The following is a 20,084-nucleotide window of genomic DNA, read 5'->3' on the forward strand; positions in this document are numbered from 1 at the left end:
ATTCCGAACCCGGAAGCTAAGCCTTACAGCGCCGATGGTACTGCAGGGGGGACCCTGTGGGAGAGTAGGACGCCGCCGAACAATCTTTCAGAAGAGCCCCCATCCGGATCCCGGATGGGGGCTCTTCGCATTTTCAGGTAAGCCCAATGAACCGGGGTTGCTTCGACCACCGGCAGGTAGTCCTAGGTCCACCTCGAGATTGGGGTGCCATGGCCAATGTGCCTGGCGGGCGGTTCCTGAACACTGATGGAGGACGATCGGTACCGGCATCAGGAGCTTCCCGTGACAACAGTGAGTCGTACGAGCGGCACGTCCGTACGTGCTCGGGCCCAGGCGGCCTTCGCGGCCGGCGGTGAGGGGCTGGCGCGGCTCGTCGTGGTGGTGTTGGCCGCCGTGCCGGGGGCGGTGCTGCCGGTGGGCGCCGCGCTCTTCGCGGGGGTGGTGACGTCCCAGTTCCTGCAGGAGTACGACCTGGAGGTCTTCTTCGCCCTGCTGGTGGCAGCGGCTGTCGGCGTCGTCGTGGCGGCCGCCAACATCCGCCGCACCGCGAGCCGTACGCGCGGGCAGCTGGAGCGCTGGTTCGGCGTACGCCTGCCGGCGGTGTACGAGCCGCGGCCGGGGCTGGAGTTGGACGATCGCGGGCACTGGTGGACGGGGTACTCGTATCACCGCTCGCGGACGGTGGCGAAGTACGCGCAGCTGGTCCACTGGGGCCTGCGGGACCGGACCACCCGTGGCGAGCTGGCCTGGCTGGCCGTGAACCCCTTCCTGACGCTGGCCCTGGCCGGGCCGGTGGTCGCCCTGCTCGTGCTGGGGGTGACCTTCATCCCGGCGGGGTCGGTGCCCACGCACGGGTTCGGCCTGCTGAGCCCGCGCATGGAGTCGATCCTGCTGAGGATCGTGTTCGGGGTCGCCATGATCGTCGTCGGGATACTCGCGGCACCGTTCACGGTGCGCGCGTACGCGGAGGCGGCCCGCCGGGTGCTGGACCAGGACGGCCGGGCGACGAACGCCCAGCTGACCAGGCGGGTGGCTGAGCTGACCGAGACGCGGGCGGACGCGGTGGGCAACCAGGCGGCCGAACTGCGGAGGATCGAACGGGACCTGCACGACGGCGCGCAGGCGCGGCTGGTCGCGATCGGGATGACTTTGGGCACCATCGAGCACCTGATGGACACCGACCAGGCGGCCGCGCGGGAGCTCCTCGCCGAGGCCCGGCAGTCCTCGGCCCGGGCCCTGCAGGAGCTGCGGGACCTGGTCCGGGGCATCCACCCGCCGGTGCTCGCCGAGCGCGGACTGGGCGACGCCGTCCGGGCCCTGGCGCTGGACAGCGCGCTGCCGACCGAGGTGTTCGTCAGCCTGCCGGACCGGCCGCCGGCACCGGTGGAGGCAGCCGTGTACTTCAGCATCTGCGAGCTGCTGGCCAACGCGGCCAAGCACTCGGGGGCGGACCAGGTGTGGGTGGACATCCTGTACCGGGCCGGCTTGCTGCGGGTCACGGTGACGGACGACGGCGTGGGCGTGGCCGATCCTTCGCGGGGGACCGGACTGCGTGGAATCGAGAAGCGATTGGGTACCTTCGACGGTGTCCTCGCCATCGACAGCACGTCGGGCGGTCCCACCACCATCACCTTGGAGTTGCCGTGCGGGTTGTCCTCGCCGAGGACCTCTACCTCCTTCGCGAAGGCCTGATCAGGCTGTTGGAAGCGCACGGCTTCACCGTTGTCGCGGCGGTGGAGACGGGGCCCGAGCTGCTGGAGGCGCTGCTCACCCACCGCCCGGACGTGGCCGTGGTCGACGTCCGGCTGCCCCCGACGCTCACCGACGAGGGGCTGCAGGCGGCGCTCAAGGCCCGCCGGGAGATCCAGGGCTTGCCCGTCCTGGTGCTGTCGCAGCACGTCCAGCAGCTGTACGCGCGGGAGTTGCTGGCCGACGGCACCGGCGGGATCGGTTACCTGCTGAAGGACCGGGTGTTCAACGCGGGGCAGTTCATCGACGCGGTCCGCCGGGTGGCGGCGGGCGGGACGGCGATGGACCCGGACGTGATCGCCAAGCTGATGCAGACCACCTCGCGTCGGCCGGGTCCGCTGCTGCGGCTGTCCCCGCGCGAGCGCGAGGTGCTGGAGCTGATGGCCGAGGGCTGTTCCAATTCGGCGATCGCCGCCCGCCTTTCGGTGAGCGACGGCGCGGTGGCCAAGCACATCGCCAACATCTTCACCAAGCTCGAACTCGCCCCGGACGAGGACGCCAACCGCCGGGTCCTGGCCGTGCTGGCCTACCTCAACGGGACGGCGGGGCAGAGCAGCTGACGGTCCGGCCGGTCCGGAGGGGCAGGTCGACGCGGGCCGCGACTTCTGTTGTGCCGCCGCCCGTGACACCCCAGGCTGCGGGAACGCTTAAACAGGTGTACGAGTAAACTCCGGTGGGCCGAGCCCGGAGGTTGCTCAGCCGTCCGGCGGCCCGACCAGCGGGAACCGGCAGTCGAGGCAGCGTACGGCCGCAGCCGACATCCAGGGGTTGATAGACGTAATGGCACGCCCAACGCTCACCAAGGCCCATCGGGGCCTGCTCGGCCTGGTCGCGGCCGGCGCCTGCCTCATCTCGGGCATCGGTTTCGCGGGCTCGTACAACGCGGTGCGCGAGCTGGCCCTGGAGAAAGGTTTCGGCGCCTTCTCCTACGCCTTCCCGATCGGCGTCGACGCGGGCATCGTCGTGCTCCTCGCGCTCGACCTGGTGCTGACCTGGCTGCGGATCCCCTTCCCGATGCTGCGGCAGACCGCCTGGCTGCTGACCGTCGCCACCATCGCCTTCAACGCGGCCGCCTCCTGGGGCGACCCGCTCGGCATGGGGATGCACGCCGTCATCCCGGTGCTCTTCGTCGTCGTGGTCGAGGCCTCCCGCCACGCGGTCGGCCGGATCGCGGCGATCACGGCGGACCGCCACATGGAATCGGTCCGGGTGATGCGCTGGCTCCTGTCCCCGGTGCCGACCTTCCGGCTCTGGCGGCGGATGAAGCTCTGGGAGCTCCGCTCCTACGAGGAGGTCATCCGGCTGGAGCAGAACCGACTGGTCTACCGGGCGCAGCTGCGCTTCCGCTACGGCCGCGGCTGGCGCCGCTCGGCGCCGATCCAGGCGCTGCTGCCGCTCAAGCTCGCCAAGTTCGGCGTACCGCTGGACCCGGCCCTGCTCGACCGGCTGGACGACGAGGGCCGCGAGCGCGAGGCCAAGGGGGCCCTGACGGTGCAGGAGCCGCAGGGGCTCGCGTCCCAGGAGGGCCGCACCGCCGCCATCGCTCCGGCGGGAGCCGCCCCGGCCGGTCCGCCGCAGCAGCTGCAGCCCACGCTGCAGGCGCCGCACACTCAGCAGGTCCAGCAGGTCCAGCAGGCCCAGCAAGCCTGGCAGGCCCCCGAGCCCCAGCAAGCCCAGCCCCAGCAGCCCCAGCCCCAGGCGGAAGCCCCCGCGGCCGTCGCACCGTTGCCCGCCGAGGTGGCCGCGCCCATGCTGGCGAAGCTGGCGGCCGTTCGGCTGCGTGCCGCACAGGAGCCGGAGGAGGCGCCGGACGCGGCCCCGCAGCCGCGCCACGAGGAGCTGAACGTCTGGACCGAGCGCCCGGTCCGTACCACCGGTCACCCTGCCGACGCCGCCCCGGGCGGGCGGGTGCCCGGCCAGGCCTCGCCCTGGTTCAAGCCCCCGCGCCCGTCGGCGGAGGAGCCCGTCCCTGCCGCTGCCTCCCCTGCCGCTGTGCCCGCTGCCGCGTCCCAGCCGCAGGCCCAGCACCCGGCCGCCCCGCAGCAGGCGGGCCGACCCGTCGAGCCGCAGCAGCAGCACCAGCAGCCCCGCGAGGCCCGGCAGTCGGAGCATTCGGCCCAGCCGGACGCGCCGGTTCCGGCCGAGGAGCCCGTCCAAGCCGGGCAGTCCGAACCCCTCCCGGCGTCCTCGCGTCTCGACCCGGACCTCGCCTACGAGGCACTCGTCACGTACATGGACAACCACGGCCACCAGCCCGACCCGCAGCGCCTCGCCGACTGGCTGACCAGGGAGTACGGCGTCGCGGGCAAGGGCCCCGACGGCTCGGTCCACCCCAAGGAGGTCGCCGAGCTGTACCCGGAGCTGCGCGACCGCTACGCCGCCGCCGGGAGGGACTGACCGGAGCGGGGCCCGCCGTCCAGCGCTCGGTCGGCCATTGACGCCCGACCTCGCCGGAGCTACCTTCACCTCAACAAATTGTTGAAGTGCTGGTTCGGCGTGGAGGAGTGCGGATGTCGCAGGTCGAGGTCGACGGAAGCGGGCCGACGGACGGGGCCTCCTTCTCCGCTGCCGCCCGAGCCGCCGTGGAGGCGCTGCTCGCCCCGGTCGACGCCGACCTGGCGCGCCGCTACCCGGGCGACTCCGGGACCAGGCAGCCGGTGCACACCGTCTACGTTCCGGCCGATGCCTTCGCCGCCGACACCGTACGGGAGTGGGGCCGTCAGGCCCTGGCGACCTTCGACACCCACGCCGGCACCCCCGCCGAGCTGGCCCGCGCCCTCGGCGTCGCCGACGACGAACTGCTCGCCGACGTGCACGCCCGGGTCCGCGCCAAGCTGGAGCGCGAGCCGATCGAGGACCTGCGGATCGACTTCGAGGACGGCTACGGCCCCCGCCCCGACGCGGAGGAGGACGCGGCCGCCGTCCGGGCCGCCGAACTGGTCGCCGCGGCCGTGGCCGAGGGCAGCGCCCCGCCGTACATCGGCATCCGGATCAAGTGCATGGAGGCGGCGGTCCGCGCCCGCGGCATCCGCACCCTGGAGCTGTTCCTGGCCACCCTGCCGGCGGCCGGCGGCCTGCCGGAGGGCCTGGTCCTGACCCTGCCCAAGGTCACCTACGCCGAGCAGGTCACCGCGCTGGTCCGGCTGCTGGAGGACTTCGAGCGCCGGGCCGGGCTGCCCGCCGGCCGGATCGGCTTCGAGATCCAGATCGAGACCACCCAGGCCATCCTCGGCCCGGACGGCCGGGCCACCGTCGCCCGGATGATCGAGGCCGCCGAGGGCCGCGCCACCGGCCTGCACTACGGCACCTTCGACTACAGCGCGGCCTGCGGCGTCAGCGCCGCCCACCAGAGCATGGACCACCCGGTCGCCGACCACGCGAAGGCGGTCATGCAGGTGGCCGCGGCCGGCACCGGGGTCCGGCTCTCCGACGGTTCGACCAACGTCATCCCGACCGGCTCCACCGAGCAGGTGCACGCCGCCTGGAAGCTCCACCACGACCTGGTCCGCCGCTCACTGGCCCGCGCCTACTACCAGGGCTGGGACATGCACCCGGCGCACCTGCCGACCCGCTACGTCGCGGTGTACTCCTTCTACCGCGAGGGCCTGGCGGCCGCCGCCGCCCGGCTGACCGCCTACGTCGCTAAGGCGGGCGGCGACGTGATGGACGAGCCGGCCACCGCCCGGGCGCTCAGCGGCTACCTGCTGCGCGGCCTGGACTGCGGAGCCGTCGACCTCGCCGAGGTCACCGCGCTGACCGGCCTGGACCGCGAGCAACTGGACGCCCTGTCCGGCCGCTGAACCGAGGCCGCTGCCGCCGGGAACGACCGTTCCCGAGAACGACCGTTCCCCGGAACCGACGTTCCCGGGTCGCCGACCCCGCGGCCGCTGATCGCTGCGCCCGTGCGCCAACTAGGCTGGCGGTGCCGCCCCGGCAACCCGGGGCGCGCGCCGCCAGCCTTCGCCGTTCCCGGGAGAACCACCGCGCCATGTCCGCCACGCCGGAGCCCACCGCCAGGCCGTACCTCACCATCCGGCGGGCCGGCAGCCACGAGATCGAGATCAAGAAGTCCCGGTTCATCTGCCACCTCGCCCGGGTTACCGACGAGGAGGAGGCGCAGGCCTTCATCGCCGGCATCCGCAAGCAGTACTGGGACGCCCGGCACAACTGCACCGCGTTCGTGGTCGGCGACGAGCAGCGCCGCGAGCGCTCCAGCGACGACGGCGAGCCCGGCGGCACGGCCGGGGTGCCGATGCTGGAGGTGCTGCGCCGACGCGGCCTGACCGACACGGTCGCCGTGGTCACCAGGTACTTCGGCGGGATCAAGCTCGGTGCGGGCGGCCTGGTGCGGGCGTACGGGAACGCGGTGTCGGAAGCGGTGGACGGGATCGGCCTGCTGGAGCGACGGCCGGTCGCGCTGCTCGCGGTGACGGTGGACCACGTCCGGGCCGGGCGGGTGGAGAACGACCTGAGGGCGGCCGGGTACACGGTGAGCGACCTGGCGTACGAGGCAGCCGGGGTGCGGATCGAAGTGGGCGTGCCGGAACCCGAGGTGGCGGCCTTCCACACCTGGCTGGCCGAGGCGACCGGGGGCACCGCGACGGGGATCCCGGCCGGTCGCACCTACGTCGAGGTGCCGGTCTGACGGTCCCGCCCGGCAGCGCCGCCCGGCAGCGCCGCCCGGCGGGGTCGGCGGGCGGGGTCGATGGGCGGGGTCGATGGGCGGGGTCGATGGGCGCAGTCGGCGCGCCTGGATTGGGAGACACATCCGGCCACATCGCCGCCGGCCCGTTTGGGTGTCCCGAGGGGCCTGCCCTAGGCTGAACCGGCCGTCGGCCAGGCGCCGCCCGGCAACCTCAGGACGCCTCCAGGAAGCCGTCGCGATGCCCGTCGTCCAGACCATCACCCTGCCTCCGGGCGCCGACACCGGCTGGCACTACCACCCGGGCCGGGTCGACGTGGTGGTGCTCTCCGGGACGCTGACCCGGACCCTGCACGACGGCCGGGTCGAGGTCAGCCGTGCCGGTGACTCCCTGGTCGAGGAGGCGGGGCCGGTCCACATCCACCTCGGCCGCAACCTCGGGACCGAACCCGTGGTACTGATCGCGAACTACGCCGCCCCGGCGGGCTGTCCGCTGGCCGTACCGGTCACGGAACCCGCCTGGAGCCGCAGCTCAGCCGGGCCTGCCGGAGCCTGAGTGAGGTTCCGGAGGATCCGGACGGGACAGCCCGTACGGGTCGCCCGCGCCGCTCGCACGGGCGGCGTCGCGTAGCCCAGGCTCCGCGCCACGCGGAAGACGGCTTGAACAGATTCACCCGAACGTAGGGTCATGGCCCGGACTTGGAACTTCCGCTCCGGGCCGTGGCGTTTCCTGGGCAAGGATCCGGCAGAACCGGACGAAACCCATCGATGGAGGACACAGGACCCCACCCCGCACCACGGAGGTATGCGCATGACCTCAGACCGCTGGACTCCAGACCGTTCGACCTCGACTCGCCCGACCTCGAACCGCTCCCGCTCGCACGCCGGTGCCGATCTCCCCGGCCCGCGCGGTCCCGCGACGCCCTACCGGATGACCGTCACCACGGCTCTCCCGCACGCCGAGGCGCTCGCCCTGGCCGACGAACAGCTCGCCTCCTGGCTGAAGCAGGAGGGTTGCGAGGAGCCCCCGCCGGCCGTTCACGCCCCCGCCGGCCGGCACCTCACCGGCCAATCGTTTGCCGGACAACCCTTCGCCGGGCAACCCCCCGCCGCACCGGCGTTCGACGCACCGCCCCCCGAAGGCCCGGGGCTCGCCGAGCGCCTCCGCCTGGGCGAGCGCGTCCTGCTCGACCGTGACCACGGCCCGCTGCGCGGTGGCCCGGGCGCCGGCCGCTACGACCGCCGCCGCCTGCGCACCCCGGCCCCGCACGGCACCCGGCAGCTCACGCTCACCGTGGCCACCGGCGCCGACGGCCTCACCTGGGTCCGGCTGGAGGCCGAGACGCACAGCACCGGCAGCGGCGTGCGGACCCCGTGCCGGGTGCCGGTGCCCGAGCTGGCCCGCTCGCTGCTGCCGCTGCTCGACGCCACCGACGGCCCGGCCGCCGTCCACTCCGCACCCCGGGTGATCACGGCCGACGGGGTGGACGCCCTGATCGACGAGCTGTGCGACCCGGAACGCCGGCTGCCCACCGTGGTCGCCAGCGTCCCGGTGAACCTCCCGCTCGACCGCTGGGTGGAGGACGTGGTCGGCCCGCTCTGCCACCAGCTGCCCGGCCTCGCCACCGCCTACGTGCTGGATCCCGGCGCCCGCACCGGGTTCAACGTCGCGCTGGAGTACCACACCGTCTACGGCGGGGCGGTGCGCACCTACCTGCCCGAGGTCGACCCGGCCTCCCGGCAGGACGGCGCGCGGCATCCGGTGCTCGCCCGAGGCCGAATAGAAGAGGACCCGCGCCGCGCCGCCGGGCTGCTCGCCCGCGAACCGCGCCGCCTCGCCGCCGACCAGCCACTGCCGCCGCCGCTGGCGGCCGTCCCGGTGCTTCGCGTCCCGCCGCCGCTCCGCCCGGCCGCCGGGCAGGCCGTCGTCCGAGCCGAACTGGCCGACCTGGCCCACGAGGAGCAGCAGGACCGCGCCGATCAGCAGGCCAGGGCCGACGAGCTGGAGCAGGTCCGGCGCACCCTGCGCCTGGAGCGTCGTGACCGCCGTGACCGCCGAGAGGGGGGCGAGCGGGGGCAGAGCCGGGAGGGCCACGACACCCGGGACGCTCGGGAGGGCCGGCTCCGCCCCGGGGCCCGCTCCCTGACCGGCCGCCACTGCACCGCGTCGGGCACCGGCCAGGCCCTCGGGCAGCGCGCCGTCGCCCAGCCCGCCGAGCGCTGCGGAAAACCCGAGAGCTTCACCGAACTCATCGCCAGACTGGGCGAGTTCCCGCTGCTGAGCTTCACCGGGGACCAGAAGGCCGCACTCGCCCTGGACGAGCTCCAGCGCACCGGCGCCGGGTGGGCCCGGCTCGCCTGGGACGGCCTGACCGCCCTTCAGGAGTACGCCGAGGCGGCCGTGCGGGGCACGGCCGGCGGGGACTTCAAGCAGTGGTGCGAGCACACCCCGACGGGCTGCCACCGCTTCCCGCCCCGCAAGGCCGTGCGAGGGGAGTCCCGGACGGTGTTCAGCCACACCAAGTGGAAGCGCGAACGGATGCTGCCGGTGCCGGAATGCGTGGACGCCTCCCGGCGCGCGTTCATGGGCGCGCACCTGCGGATCGGCGGCGGCCGCACCGCGCCCCGGCTGCACTACCTGGACGACTGCTCCGGCAGTGGTCGGATCTACGTCGGCTACATCGGTCTGCACCTGACCAACACCCGGACCAACTGACCGGCTTGGCTGACCGCCGCGCCCGTTCGGTGGACAATGTCCGGCAGGGGGTGGGTCCGCGGGTTCGCCGACCGCCCCGGGCAGGCGCCGGACGAGCATGGGGGAACGACGACCGATGCAGCACTCAGCAGACGGCCGGTCCGACGGCACCACCACCGTCCGGGTCCCCCAACCGGGCTTCCTCGCCTCGGTCTTCCGCGACCTCGGTGTCGACGAGTCCCCGGCGCCGGACGGCGCCGCCACCGGTCGCCCCGGCGGGGGCCCGGCCGGTGACGGCCCGTCCGTCCCGGGCCCCGCCGGCGGCGCCGATCCCGACGCCGCCGACCCGGGCAGGGCCGATCCCGGCACGGCCGACCCCGGCTCGGTCGATCCCGGCGCGGTCGACCCGGAAGAGGCCGTCGCGGCGCACGCCCGGGCCGCCGCCCTGACCCACCACCGCACGGTCACCGTGCGGGCCGAGCACGACCGGCTGACCGACCTGCTGCGGCGGGCCGCCCTGCCCGTCTCGGCCATGGACTTCGAGAGCCAGCTGCGCCACTACGAGGCCCGCCCCTACCCGGCCGACGGCCCCGGCGTCGCCGGCGTCCCGGAGCCCCGCTGGGAGGACTTCACGCCCGCCGAGCCTGCCTCGGCCGACCCCGAGCGCGGCCCGTCCCGCCGCCTGCTGGACTCCGGCTACCAGCGCGAACTGGCCCAGGCCCGGCTCTCCCACCAGCGCGCCCTGCGGGAGTGGCGCACCCGTCGGGCCGAGGCCGGCAGCCCGGCCGCCGACGAGTCCCGGCGCGCCCACGAGGCGGCCGAGGAGGCCCGCGCCCGCGCCGTGCGCGAGTACAACGAGAGCCTGGAGGAGTGCCGACGGGCCTACCGGCTGGCCGAGCCGGCCGCCGTGGAGTCACTGCTGGAGCGGGCGCTGGCCGCCGCCGAGACCGCGACCCAGGACCTGCCCGCCCCCTGCCGGGCGGTGTTCCGCCCGCTCACCCGCACCGCCGTGCTGGACCTCGACCTGCCGCCGCTCGACCTGGTGCCCTCGCTCACCGGCTACCGGCTCGCCCCGGACGGCGACATCGTCCCGGTGCCGCGACCGCCGGCCGACCGGGCCACCGACTACCTGCGACTGGTCGCCCGGCTCGCCCTGCGTGCCCTGCAGGCCGCCGACGCCGTCGACACCGACGAGATACTCGCCGGCGTCGTCCTCAACGGGTGGCTGCGCGAGCCCGGCGCGGCCGAGCCGCTCTGCCTGGTCAGCGTGGACGCCGACCGCGACGCGCTGGCCCGCACCCGGCTGCTGCCGCCGGAAACCGCGTACGAGGAGCGCGACGACGAGGGCGTCTACGCCGACTCCGAGCAGGACGAGGCCCTCGTCCGGCTGCGTCAGCTCGGCGCCGCCGTCACCCCGGACCCGTACGACCGGGCGGGCGTCCAGCCGGCCGCCCAGGCCGGGGCCACGGTGCCGGCCGCGCCCGACCTGTCCGCCAACGAGTTCGCCCAACTGGTGCGCGACCTGCTCACCCGGGGCGGGATCGCCGACTGGAGCGTCCGGCTGCGCGGACCGGCCGGGCTGGTGGCCACCGGCGCGGGCGCCCCCGGCAGCGCGCTGCCCGGCCGCTGGGTGGTCTGGGCCTCCCGGGGCCCCGAACCGGTCACCGCGGAGCAGATCACCACGCTGGCCGAGGCGGTCCGTGAGGAGTCCGCCGAGCGCGGCCTGCGGTTGACCACCGGCCGCTTCACCGACGAGGCCCTTGACCTCACCGCCGACGAGAGCCACCGTCACATCCACTTGGTCGACGGCGACGGAGTCCGCGAACTCGCCCGCACCCACCTCGGCCTGCCGCTCGCCGCCGGCCGCTGACCGTCCCCACCTGCCGGGACCACCCCGACGGCCCATCCGGCGGGCGCCCCACCAGGCCCGGACCGAGGCTGAGGAGCGGGCCCCGTCCGCGCCCGGCACCCCGGTCGACAACAGTCGAACGGCCGTCCGGTACGGTCGGCGGTCGGCCCGGTCACGGGCGGACCCCAGGGGGAGAGGAATGGGCAGAGCGCTCGGCAGACCACACGGCGGCACCGGCCAACCGGCCGCACCTGCGGCGGAGACGGCCCGATGACCGCCGTCCTGGTCGCCGCCGGGGCGTTCCTGATGACGCTGATCGGCGGCTTCGTCGCCCAGCGCACGGGCGACCGCCGCCACCTCGTGCTCGGCTTCGCGGCCGGCCTGATGCTCGGCGTGGTCGCCTTCGACCTGCTGCCCGAGGCGATCCACCAGGCGCCGGGCGAGGTGCACGGTGTGCCGCAGGCGCTGCTGATGTTCGCGGCCGGCTTCCTTGCCATCCACGTGGTCGAACGCGCGGTCGCCATCCACCGCGGCCACGAGGGCGAGTACGCCGAGCACACCCACGGCGGCCACCACCACGGACACGCCCACACCGCCGGGCACCAGGGCGTCGGGCTGACCGCCGCACTGGCCCTGGTCGGGCACAGCGTGATGGACGGCTTCGCGATCGGCGCCGCCTTCCAGGCCGGCACCACGGTCGGCACGGTCGTGGCCATCGCGGTCGTCGCACACGACTTCGCGGACGGCTTCAACACGTACACGATCACCCGGTTGTACGGGAACAACCGGCGGCGGGCGCTGACGCTGCTCGCGGCCGACGCGGTGGCCCCGGTGTCCGGTGCCGCGATCACCCTGGCGTTCACCATCCCGGAGCACATGCTCGGCCTCTACCTGGGCTTCTTCTCCGGCTTCCTGCTCTACCTGGCGACCTCCGACATCCTCCCCGAAGCCCACAGCCCGCACCCCTCGCGCAGCACCCTGCTGTGCACCGTCGCCGGGGTCGGCTTCATGTGGCTGGTGCTCGGCTTCGCCAAGTAGGACCGCTGAGGCGACCGGGGCCGCCGAGGGCCAGGGCCGGGGCTGCCGAGGGCTACCGCCGGCTCTGCCCCGTCCCCGTACGCCCCTGCTCCTGCTCCTGCAGCGGACCCCAGCACTTCCGCATCGAGGCCAGCGCCTCCGTGATGGCCGGCCGCCGGGAGGCCTGGGAGCGCCAGAGCGCGAAGACCCGGCGGCTCGGCTCCGGCGTCACCCGGCGGGCCGTCACCCCGGGCGGCAGCGGCCCCCGTCCGAGCCTCGGCACCAGGCCCATCCCGAGACCGGCCGCGACCAGCGCGATCTGGGTCTCGAACTCGCCGACCTGGTAGCGCACGTCCGGCTCCTCACCGGCCTCGCGCAGGGTGCGGACCAGCCAGTCGTGGCAGATGTTGCCCGGCGGCACGCTGATCCAGCGCTGCCCGCACAGCCGTTCCACCGGCACCGGGTCGAGCGCGGCCAGCTCGTCGCCGGCGGGCAGCAGCAGGTCCACCGGGTCCGTCCCGAGGTCCATCCGGGCGACCCCGTCCTGCACCGGCAGCGGCACGGTCGGCCAGTCCTGCACCAGAGCCAGATCCACCTCGCCCCGGGCCACCAGATCGGCCGCCGGGTACGGATCGCGCTCCAGCAGCCGCACGTCGAGCTCCGGGCAGCGCCGCCGCAGATCGGCGAGCACCCCGGGCATCAGCCCTCGCGCACCGGACGCGAACGCGGCCACCAGCAGCCGGCCGACCGCCTGGCCGCGCTGCTCCTCCAGCCGTACCTCGGCCTGCTCCACCAGCCCCAGCACGGTCTGCGCGGTGGCGGCCAGCTCGCGCGCCGCGTCGGTCAGCACCACGCCCCGGCCCTGCCGCTCCAGCAGCACCGTCCGGGTCTCCCGCTCCAGCTTGGCGATCTGCTGCGAGACCGCCGAGGGCGTGAACCCGAGCGCGGCCGCCGCCCCGCCGACCGAGCCGTGCACCGCCACCGCGTGTAGCGCCCGCAGGCGCCCCAGATCCATCATGCAGTGATCCTAAAGTGTCCTCTTCAGAATTCATCGCTAGTGCTACACGGTCCCGCGCCACCATGCTCGACCCATGACCGCGACACCCGCCGCCGCGAGCGGCACGAGCAGCACGAGCAGCACGACCACGAGCGGCAGCAGCACGAGCGGTACGGGCATGAGCGCGCCCCACATCGCGCTGGCCGTCCTGGTGGCCGCCATCTGGGGCCTCAACTTCGTCCTGATCCATGTCGGCCTCGACAACTTCCCGCCGCTGCTCTTCTGCGCCCTGCGATTCGCCGTCGTCGCCGTGCCGGCGGTCTTCTTCGTCGGCCCACCCAAGGTGGCCTGGCGCTGGGTGGTGGCGGTCGGCGTGGTCCTCGGGGTGGTCAAGTTCGGGCTGCTCTTCCTCGGAATGCACGCCGGGATGCCCGCCGGCCTCTCCTCCCTGGCGCTCCAGGGGCAGGCCGGCTTCACCGCGCTGTTCGCCGCCGTGCTGCTGCGCGAACGCCCCGGCGGGCACCGGCTCCTGGGCCTGGCGATCGCCTTCGCGGGCATCGCGCTGAGCGCGTACGACCAGGGCGCCGGCGGCCCGCTGGGTGCCTTCGCGCTGGTCGTCCTGGCCGCCGTCGCCTGGGGTCTGGCCAACGTGCTGACCCGCAAGGCGGCGCCGCCGGACGCGCTGCGCTGGATGATCTGGGTCAGCGCCGTCCCGCCGCTGCCACTGCTCGGCCTGTCCCTGCTGGTCGAGGGCCCGGAGGCGGACCTGCGCGCGCTGCGCGAGATCACCCCCGCCGGGCTCGGCGCGATCGGCTACGTCGGGCTCGTCTCCACCCTGCTGGGTTTCGTCGCCTGGAGCTTCCTGCTGCGCAGCTACGACGCCACCGCCGTCGCGCCCTACTCGCTGCTGGTGCCGGTGTTCGGGATGTCCTCGGCCTGGCTGCTGCTCGGCGAGCGGGTCAGCCCGACGGCCGCCGCGGCCGCGCTGCTGGTGATCGCCGGGATCGGGATCACCGCGCTGCGTCCGGGGGCGTCGAGCGCCGCGGCGGCCCGGCTGCGAGGAACCGGGCCTCGGCGGAGCGCAGCACTCGCAGCAGCACCTCCTCGTCGGCGGGGCTGACCTCACCGAAGTACTCCTGCGCCACCTCGTCCCGGACCTGCCCGATCCGTTCCACGGCCGCGCGGCCGGCCTCGGTCAGCAGGATCCGCACGGCCCGCCGGTCGGCCGGGTCGGGGCTGCGCTCGACCAGGCCGGCCTCCTCCAGCGCGTCGACCACGGTGGTGGCCGAGCGCGGGGCGATGTGCAGCTTGTCGGCGAGGTCGCTCAACCGCATCGCGTGGTCCGGCGTCTCGCAGCCCGGCACGTGGGCGAGGGTGCGCAGCGCCCGGGCCTGGCCGGGGGTGATGCCGTACGGCTCCAGCCGCCGGCCGGTCTGGCGGCGGATCCGCTTGATCGCCCGGGTCATCGCGTCCGCCAGTTCGGCGGTGGAGTCGGCGGAGTCGGTGGCGTCGGCGGAGCGGGGGGAGTCGGGCGGAGAGTCGAGGGAGCCGGGCCGGGGGTCGGAGGAGGGGTCCGCCGGGTCGTTGGTCGGCGTGGTGGTCATCGGCGGTCTCCTCGGCTGGGGTCCGGCCAAGCGTAGCGACCGGGTCCGGCGCTCTCGGTGGTCGGCCGACGACGGTCGGGAAAATATGTTGAGCTTAGCTCAGTATCTGGGCTAGCGTAGGGCGAGTGAGGGGACCCTAAGTTCCCTCCCCGACCCTGGAGCCCCCATGCCCATTTCCACCGCACGTGTCGCCACCGACCGCCCCGGCCGCTACGCCAAGCAGCTCGCCGCCCACATGGGGCGCAAGATCGAGGCCGCCTACTCCGAGGAGACCGGCCGCGGCACCCTCGTCTTCAGCGCCGGCACCGCCACCCTGGAGGCACAGCCCGACGCCCTGCTACTCACCGTCGAGGGCGAGCGCGACAACCTGCCCGGCCTGGAGGACGTCGTCGGCCGCCACCTCGTCCGCTTCGGGGTCCGCGACGAACTCGTCGTCGAATGGCAGCGCGACAACGGCGAGGCGGGCCTGGTTCACCGCAACGAGGACCCCGAGGCCTGACGCCTCCCGATCCCGGCACCAGGCCGGGGCAGCCACCGGTCGAGCGGCCACACCACCAGGACGGCCAGGCACCAGCCGGCCACCACGTCCAACAGCCAGTGGAAGTCGCTCCACACCAGCCCCGCGCCCACCCCGAGCGCCAGCAGCGCCGCGCCCGCCGCCAGCCCCTGGGCGGCGCGCGGCCCCGACACCCGGGCCAGCAACAGCGCCGCCACCCCGTACGAGATCGCGGCGGTCGCGGTGTGCCCGGACGGGTACCAGCCCCACTGCCCCGGCGTCAGCGGATCCCCGAGCGGACCCGGCCGGGCGAAGGCCGCCTTCGCCGGCACCACCAACAGCGGGATCAGCCCCGCCGTCAGCACCGCCACCGGCAGCGGCAGCCACCAGCGACCGGCAGCCCCGGCCCGGCGGCACCGCCAGGCGGCCAGTGCGCCGGCCAGCAGCAGCACCGGGATCGCCGGGACGCTGCTGCCCAGGTCCGACAGGGCGTGGCCGAGGTGGTCGAGCAACGCGTTCGGGACGTCGTGGCGTGCTGTGTGCACGGCCCGACGGATCCAGCGGTCCAGCCCGAGCAGCGGCCCGTCCACCGCCACCTGCCACGACACCGCCAGCAGCACCGCCGCCGCCACCACCGGCACGGCCACCGACCGCGCCGCCCGGGCGGCACGATCCGCCCCGGCCGTGCGATCCGCCCCAGCCGTGCGATCCGCCCCAGCCGTCCGCGCCGTCCGCTCCGGGACAAAGGACAGCCGCCCCGGAGCAGGGGGGAGAGCTCCGGGGCGGCTCTGATGATCGCCGTTCCGCGCGCCCCGGGGGGTGTGGGTCGGACGGTCGGTCGATCGGCCTGCGGTATGCGCCGCCCCTCCCGGGGTGGCCTGGTTGTCCTCGCGGGGCACACGCGGACCCGCCCCCGAGGGAGGCTCCGCGGACGACTCCGCCAATGGCTGAGGCTCGCTGTCCATCTGCGATGACACTACGTCAACAGCCCTTCCGCGCCGAGCGCCTTCAGCGATTCCGCACATCATCTTCACCCCGCCCCGGGCAACCTCCCGAGCCCTCCGTCGATCATGCCCGGCCACCGCACCGAGCCGCCGCACCGAGCCGCCGCACCGGGCCCGCACACGGCCTCCGAACACAACCGAACGGCCCGTGCGGACCAGAGGTCCCCACGGGCCGTTCAGCGCTGTCCGGACATCCCTCCGGCAGGCAGATGGCGCCTGGATCAGGCGGCGGTGACACCCTGGAGCGCGAAGGCGCCCTCGATGATGTCCAGACCCTCCTCGAGCAGGTGCTCCGGGATCACCAGCGGCGGCAGGAAACGCAGCACGTTGCCGTAGGTGCCGGCGGTCAGGACCACCAGGCCCTCGGCGTGGCAGGCCTTCGCCACGGCGGCCGTGACCTCCGCGTTCGGCTCCTTGGAGCCCGGCTTCACCAGCTCGATCGCGATCATCGCGCCGCGGCCGCGGACCTCGCCGATCACGTCGAACTTCTCCTGCATCGCCCGCAGGCGGCCCAGCATGACCTCGCCGATCCGCTGCGCCTTGCCGTTGAGGTCCTGCTCCTTCATGGTCTCGATGGAGCCCAGCGCGGCGGCGCACGCCACCGGGTTGCCACCGTAGGTGCCGCCCAGGCCACCCGCGTGCGCGGCGTCCATGATCTCGGCCCGGCCGGTCACCGCGGCCAGCGGCAGACCACCGGCGATGCCCTTGGCCGTGGTGATCAGATCCGGGACGATGCCCTCGTCGTCACACGCGAACCACTGGCCGGTACGGCAGAAACCGGTCTGGATCTCGTCCGCGACGAACACGATGCCGTTCGCCTTCGCGTACTCCACGATCGCTGGCAGGAAACCCTTGGCCGGCTCGATGAAGCCGCCCTCGCCCTGAATCGGCTCGATGATGATCGCCGCGACGTTCTCGGCACCGATCTGCTTGTTGATCATGTCGATCGCCTGCGCGGCGGCCTCGGCGGCGCAGTTCTCCGCGCCGGTCAGCCAACGGTAGGGGTAAGCCACCGGCACCCGGTAGATCTCCGGGGCGAACGGGCCGAAGCCCTGCTTGTACGGCATGTTCTTCGCCGTCAGGCCCATGGTGAGGTTCGTGCGGCCGTGGTAGCCGTGATCGAACACCACGACGGCGGTGCGCTTGGTGTAGGCGCGGGCGATCTTCACCGCGTTCTCGACCGCCTCGGCGCCCGAGTTGAACAGTGCGGTGCGCTTCTCGTGGTCACCCGGAGTCAGCTCGTTCAGCTGCTCGGCAACGGCCACGTAACCCTCGTACGGGGTCACCATGAAACACGTGTGGGTGAAGGCGGCCAGCTGCTCGCTCGCCCTGGCCACCACGGCCTCGGCGCTGTTGCCGACATTGGTCACGGCGATGCCGGAGCCGAAGTCGATCAGCGAGTTGCCGTCCACGTCCTCCAGCACACCGCCATTGGCACGGGACACGTACACCGGCAGGGTGGTGCCGACGCCGGCCGCCACCGCACCCAGCTTGCGGGCCTGCAGCTCCTGCGACTTCGGACCGGGGATCGCGGTGACCAGGCGGCGCTCCTGCGGGAGCGGCGTTGCGGCGCTCATGGGGTTTCTCCAGACTTCTCGGCTCGGTGCTTCGCAGGCTACGGCCGCCCTCCCCACCCAGGCATGCGCCACTCGGTAGCAGTGCGCCATCCGACTTGTCCGGCACGGCCAGCCCAGCCGACGCGACTACCCGCAGGCCCCGCTCCACTACCCTGAGCGCGGGCGTGTCGCCGGTACGGCGACATGGGTATGGCGGCACCGACGGCGGTCGGGCCGGGCGGGCGAGGGAGCGGGGCCGTACATGGCACACGACGGGTCACACCACCACGGCGAGCGCACCACCACCAGACCCCCGACCCCCCTGCCCCACCAGCGGCCCGGTACCTCCCCTTCCTCCTTCGACCTCCCCGGCTGGGCCTGCGCCCCGCGCCCCGAAGCCGAACCGGGCGTCTACCGGCTCGGCTACCGCCGACTCGACCCGGAGCGGGCGGAGGCAGCCAAGGTCGCGACCTGGCCGCTGCTGCTGCGGGCGGGGCTCAACGCGGTGGTGGCTTGGCTGGCCTTTGTCTACGGCACCCAGTTGGTGCTCCATCTGATCGTGATGACCGTCTGGGTCGATCACCCCACCGAGACGCTGGTGACTGCTGTCGGTCTATCCGTCAACCTCGTGGTCGCGGCGGCCGTCATCAAAGTCTTCGGCCGAATGGGCCGTTGGCCCGAGGTGTGGCGCCGGTACGTGTCGCCGCTGTTGTCGCGGACGGTGACGCAGGAGCAGCGCGCCGAGGAGGACGCCCCGGCGGCGGCCGAGGCGGCGCGGCGGCAGGACCCGTGGGACGGGCTGCGGCGGGGTGGGGCGGCGGAGGCGGCGGCGCGGCTCGACGGGGAGGCCGTGGGGGATGTCGACTACGTGCGGATCCAGCGCGCCTGGGAGTCCGCGCAGGCGGATCCGGTGTTCGTGCCGGCGTTCATCGAGCAGGTGGCCGCCCGCGGCGGGGCGGCTTTCGCTCATCCCTCCGAGACGCGCGAGTTGTCCGGTCGGGCGGAGGAGCACGATCTGCTGCTCGGCCAGGTCCGGCTCGGTACCGCGCAGGACGTGCCGAAGAATCCGGTGAGCCACCGGGCGGCCGGTTTCGCGCTGGACCCGGCGCTGCTGGGCACTTCGGTGCTGGCGGTGGGCCCGGCCGGGACGGGGAAGACCGCACGGCTGGCCCGGCCGGTCGCGGAGGCGCTGTGCCTGCAGGCGCTGGCCGGTACCGCCTGTGTGGTGGTGATCGGGGCGGCCGACGCGGATCTCGGCCCGGACGCCTGGTACGACGTGGTGATCGCGCCCGGCGACCCGTCCTCGGTGTACGGGCTGGACCTCTACGGCGCCGCGCAGGACCCCGACGAGGCGGCTGCCCGGCTGGCCGAGGCGCTGCTGCCGGACGAGCTGACCGCCCGTACGGAGAACGCCCGCACCGCGCTGCAGCAGGTGGTGGGTCCGTTCCACGCCGCGTACGGCCGTTACCCGGTGGTGCGTGAGCTGCGGGCGCTGCTGGGCGGTGATCAGGACGCGCTGGCGGCCTTGGTGAAGGCGCTCGGTACGGCGGGCCGGCTGGCTCTCCACGAGCGGGACCTGGAGTACCGCGAGCGCCAGCGCGACCGGGCGGACGATCCGGGGTCGCTGCTGGCGGACCGGTTGGCGCTGCTGGAGCGGCCCGCGTTCGAGGGCGCTTTCGCGACCGACGGCACGGGCCGTCCCCCGTTCGCGATGCGGGTGCTGGACCATCCGTTGCGGGTGCGGGTGAAGCTGCCCGAGCGCAGTCACCCCGAGGCGGCCCGGATGCTGTCGCGGCTGGTGGTGGGGCAGTTCGTGCAGGCGGCCGGGGCCCGCGAGGACCGCTCGCTGTTCGCGGGCCTGGTGGTGGACGACGCCTCGGCGGCGCTGGACGCCACCGCGGTGCGCGGGCTGCAGCGGATGCGGGGCGCGAACGCGGGCACGGTGCTGCTGCTGCGGACTCTGGTGGACCTGCCGGAGGCGCTGCGGGCACCGCTGTTCGGCGCGGTCGGCTGCCGGATGGCGTTCCCGGGGATCGCGCCGTGGGACGGGCGGCTGTTCTCGGAGGCCTGGGGGACGCATCTGGTGCAGGAGACGGCGGTCACCCACACCCCCGACACCTCCGGGGGGGTGATACGGCGCGCCGGTCGGGTCGGGCGGAAGGCGTTGTCGGGGACGACGGCGCAGACGGAGTCGGTGACGACGCGGGATGTGGAGCGGTTGCGGTGGTCGCCGTCGGATCTGGCGCACGCGTTGCCGGCGGGGCATGCGGTGGTGTCGCTGACGGCGGTGTCGGGGGAGCAGGTGCCGCCGTTGTTGGTGGACCTGCGGGGGTGAGACCGGGGCCGGGCCCGGGGCGGGACCGGGCGTGGTGGGGCCGGGCCGGAAGTCGCCTTCGAGGTGGATTCGGCAGTGCCGGTTGTCCGGTGCGTCCATAATGAAGGGGAGAGACCCTCACCACTCCCACGTCCCTCTCC

Annotated in this window: 16 protein-coding genes and 1 rRNA gene; 13 read left to right on the forward strand and 4 right to left on the reverse strand. The window is 74.2% G+C overall.

Translation table 11 applies throughout. The features are described from left to right. From rrf to ACZ52R_RS36800, 10 genes are all read left to right on the forward strand, one after another. A 5S ribosomal RNA gene (rrf, locus tag ACZ52R_RS36755) occupies positions 1-81 on the forward strand; the annotation flags it as partial. A gap of 201 nt (positions 82-282) precedes the next feature. Further along, the gene (locus ACZ52R_RS36760; RefSeq protein ID WP_465754986.1) at positions 283-1,692 is read left to right on the forward strand and encodes a sensor histidine kinase; all 1,410 of its coding nucleotides are present in this window, start codon (positions 283-285) and stop codon (positions 1,690-1,692) included. After that, positions 1,644-2,309 (forward strand): response regulator transcription factor, encoded by a 666-nt coding sequence (locus ACZ52R_RS36765; protein WP_360505346.1) that lies wholly within the window; start codon positions 1,644-1,646, stop codon positions 2,307-2,309. Before ACZ52R_RS36760 ends, ACZ52R_RS36765 begins: the two co-directional genes overlap by 49 nt. A gap of 220 nt (positions 2,310-2,529) precedes the next feature. Further along, a complete protein-coding gene (locus ACZ52R_RS36770) occupies positions 2,530-4,146 on the forward strand; it encodes a DUF2637 domain-containing protein (RefSeq protein WP_465754987.1) in 1,617 nt (538 codons plus the stop codon). Positions 4,147-4,259: 113 nt separating this feature from the next. Then, positions 4,260-5,549, forward strand: coding sequence for a DUF6986 family protein (locus ACZ52R_RS36775; RefSeq protein ID WP_465625268.1), 1,290 nt, complete (start codon positions 4,260-4,262; stop codon positions 5,547-5,549). Positions 5,550-5,737: 188 nt separating this feature from the next. Further along, positions 5,738-6,394 carry a YigZ family protein gene (locus ACZ52R_RS36780; protein WP_360505340.1) on the forward strand — a complete coding sequence of 219 codons (657 nt, stop codon included), beginning with the start codon at positions 5,738-5,740 and terminating at the stop codon, positions 6,392-6,394. 238 nt (positions 6,395-6,632) lie between these two features. Further along, positions 6,633-6,947, forward strand: a complete 315-nt coding sequence (locus ACZ52R_RS36785; RefSeq protein WP_396290261.1) for a cupin domain-containing protein — start codon at positions 6,633-6,635, stop codon at positions 6,945-6,947. A gap of 375 nt (positions 6,948-7,322) precedes the next feature. Then, positions 7,323-9,107: a hypothetical protein gene (locus ACZ52R_RS36790; RefSeq protein ID WP_465754988.1), complete on the forward strand. Its 1,785-nt coding sequence runs from the start codon at positions 7,323-7,325 to the stop codon at positions 9,105-9,107. Between the two features lie 115 nt (positions 9,108-9,222). Further along, positions 9,223-10,956 (forward strand): restriction endonuclease, encoded by a 1,734-nt coding sequence (locus tag ACZ52R_RS36795; RefSeq protein WP_465754989.1) that lies wholly within the window; start codon positions 9,223-9,225, stop codon positions 10,954-10,956. A gap of 249 nt (positions 10,957-11,205) precedes the next feature. Beyond that, positions 11,206-11,973: a ZIP family metal transporter gene (locus ACZ52R_RS36800; RefSeq protein ID WP_360505334.1), complete on the forward strand. Its 768-nt coding sequence runs from the start codon at positions 11,206-11,208 to the stop codon at positions 11,971-11,973. 52 nt (positions 11,974-12,025) lie between these two features. Here ACZ52R_RS36800 and ACZ52R_RS36805 read toward each other — a convergent pair whose 3' ends face one another. Then, complete coding sequence (locus ACZ52R_RS36805; RefSeq protein ID WP_465754990.1) at positions 12,026-12,970, reverse strand: LysR family transcriptional regulator; 945 nt, start codon at positions 12,968-12,970, stop codon at positions 12,026-12,028. 157 nt (positions 12,971-13,127) lie between these two features. Between ACZ52R_RS36805 and ACZ52R_RS36810 the strand changes: the two genes are divergently transcribed. Beyond that, complete coding sequence (locus ACZ52R_RS36810) at positions 13,128-14,069, forward strand: EamA family transporter (protein WP_465665120.1); 942 nt, start codon at positions 13,128-13,130, stop codon at positions 14,067-14,069. On the opposite strand, the gene ACZ52R_RS36815 is transcribed toward ACZ52R_RS36810, so the two are convergent. Next, the gene (locus tag ACZ52R_RS36815; RefSeq protein WP_465754991.1) at positions 13,960-14,553 is read right to left on the reverse strand and encodes a MarR family winged helix-turn-helix transcriptional regulator; all 594 of its coding nucleotides are present in this window, start codon (positions 14,551-14,553) and stop codon (positions 13,960-13,962) included. The two genes, ACZ52R_RS36810 and ACZ52R_RS36815, sit on opposite strands and share 110 nt — an antisense overlap. Positions 14,554-14,719: 166 nt before the next feature. Here ACZ52R_RS36815 and ACZ52R_RS36820 point away from each other — a divergent pair, with 166 nt between their 5' ends. Next, entirely contained in the window at positions 14,720-15,052 is a 333-nt protein-coding gene (locus ACZ52R_RS36820) for a DUF2218 domain-containing protein (protein ID WP_360505328.1), read from the forward strand. Here the strand turns inward: ACZ52R_RS36820 and ACZ52R_RS36825 are convergent. Further along, positions 15,025-15,696, reverse strand: a complete 672-nt coding sequence (locus ACZ52R_RS36825; RefSeq protein WP_465754992.1) for a phosphatase PAP2 family protein — start codon at positions 15,694-15,696, stop codon at positions 15,025-15,027. The genes ACZ52R_RS36820 and ACZ52R_RS36825 overlap by 28 nt on opposite strands. A gap of 578 nt (positions 15,697-16,274) precedes the next feature. Then, a complete protein-coding gene (gene gabT / locus ACZ52R_RS36830) occupies positions 16,275-17,630 on the reverse strand; it encodes a 4-aminobutyrate--2-oxoglutarate transaminase (protein WP_465754993.1) in 1,356 nt (451 codons plus the stop codon). Positions 17,631-17,871: 241 nt separating this feature from the next. Here gabT and ACZ52R_RS36835 point away from each other — a divergent pair, with 241 nt between their 5' ends. Further along, a complete protein-coding gene (locus ACZ52R_RS36835; protein ID WP_465754994.1) occupies positions 17,872-19,944 on the forward strand; it encodes a type IV secretory system conjugative DNA transfer family protein in 2,073 nt (690 codons plus the stop codon). The last annotated feature ends 140 nt before the right edge of the window (positions 19,945-20,084 follow it).

The organism is Kitasatospora sp. NPDC034023 (assembly GCF_055575795.1).